The sequence below is a fragment of the Mesorhizobium sp. M7A.F.Ca.MR.362.00.0.0 genome, assembly GCF_004023175.1.
Classification (GTDB): domain Bacteria; phylum Pseudomonadota; class Alphaproteobacteria; order Rhizobiales; family Rhizobiaceae; genus Mesorhizobium.
Map to the genome: position 1 here is coordinate 5160 of NZ_RZTF01000220.1, position 425 is coordinate 5584.

Below are 425 nucleotides of genomic sequence, written 5' to 3' on the forward strand. Positions count from 1 at the left end.
ACGGGTCACCTCGCCGGCATAGAGCGGAGCGCGGCCGTGCTGGTCGAGCAGCTGGCCGCCGGCCTCGCGCAGGATGAGGTCGGCCGCCGCGATATCCCAGTCATGCGCGTTCGGCTTGACGAAAGTGGCATCCAGCGAGCCATTGGCGATCATGGCCAGCCGATAGGCGAGCGAAGGGCTGTAGGGCGCTCGCTTCAGCCGCGCCTGCCATTCGGCCGGCATCAGGTCGGTCAACTGCTTCAGCCCGGAAATCTCGGCTGTTTCCGCCAGCTTGCGAACCGCAATGCGCTTGCCGTTGCAGAAGGCGCCCTGGCCGGGCAGCGCCCAATAGGTCTCCTCCATCGCCGGGCATTCCAGCACGCCGGCCAGCGTACGGCCACGCTCGACGACGGCGACGCTGACGCACCAGGTGCGCTGGCCTTCCA

At 68.2% G+C, this 425-nt stretch carries 1 protein-coding gene; it reads right to left on the reverse strand.

Annotation, left to right across the window (positions count from 1 at the left end; all coding sequences use genetic code 11):
* Window positions 1-425, reverse strand: a 425-nt coding sequence (locus tag EOC06_RS43325; RefSeq protein WP_281062104.1) for an inositol monophosphatase family protein, incomplete at both ends; no start/stop codon positions are given.